Below are 763 nucleotides of genomic sequence, written 5' to 3'. Positions count from 1 at the left end.
AAGGGTATGGCTGTTCGCCATTTAAAGAGGTACGTGAGCTGGGTTTAAAACGTCGTGAGACAGTTTGGTCCCTATCTGCCGTGGGCGTTGGATATTTGAAGGGGGCTGCTCCTAGTACGAGAGGACCGGAGTGGACGAACCTCTGGTGTACCGGTTGTCACGCCAGTGGCATCGCCGGGTAGCTATGTTCGGAAGAGATAACCGCTGAAAGCATCTAAGCGGGAAACTCGCCTTAAGATGAGATATCCCCGGGGACTTGATCCCCTTGAAGGGTCGTTCTAGACCAGGACGTTGATAGGTCAGGTGTGGAAGTGCAGTAATGCATTAAGCTAACTGATACTAATTGCCCGTAAGGCTTGATCCTATAACCAGTGTGTTTTGTGTCGGTCAAAGTTAGTGCTTTAGCACTTACTTGGACCCCACCCCCGAAGGGGGCACAGAACGACAAGGTTGAGATTAAGTGTTGTGCCCATACAAGCACAGCCCAAAGTAACACCCGTAACACCGAACGCGCTTAAACCCCGCAGTTCGACTACTTCTTCCCAGATTGGTTGTGGCGTTTGCCCCGCAAACGACGCAACAACAAGTCATGCCTGATGACCATAGCGAGTTGGTACCACCCCTTCCCATCCCGAACAGGACCGTGAAACGACTCCACGCCGATGATAGTGCGGACCTCCCGTGTGAAAGTAGGTAATCGTCAGGCTCCTCATGCTGCAAAACAAAAACCCCACCCCGCAAAGGTGGGGTTTTTGCGTTTGGC

The 763-nt window shown here is 52.3% G+C and carries 2 rRNA genes; both read left to right on the top strand.

Features of this window, described 5'->3' with window-relative positions:
* A 23S ribosomal RNA gene (locus BG61_RS38715) occupies window positions 1-364 on the top strand; the annotation flags it as partial.
* 228 nt (window positions 365-592) lie between these two features.
* Window positions 593-706: ribosomal RNA gene (gene rrf, locus BG61_RS38710) — 5S ribosomal RNA — on the top strand.
* The last annotated feature ends 57 nt before the right edge of the window (window positions 707-763 follow it).

Origin of the sequence: Caballeronia glathei (assembly GCF_000698595.1) — a bacterium.
Taxonomy (GTDB): domain Bacteria; phylum Pseudomonadota; class Gammaproteobacteria; order Burkholderiales; family Burkholderiaceae; genus Caballeronia; species Caballeronia glathei.
This window is presented reverse-complemented; position numbering and strand designations above follow the sequence as displayed.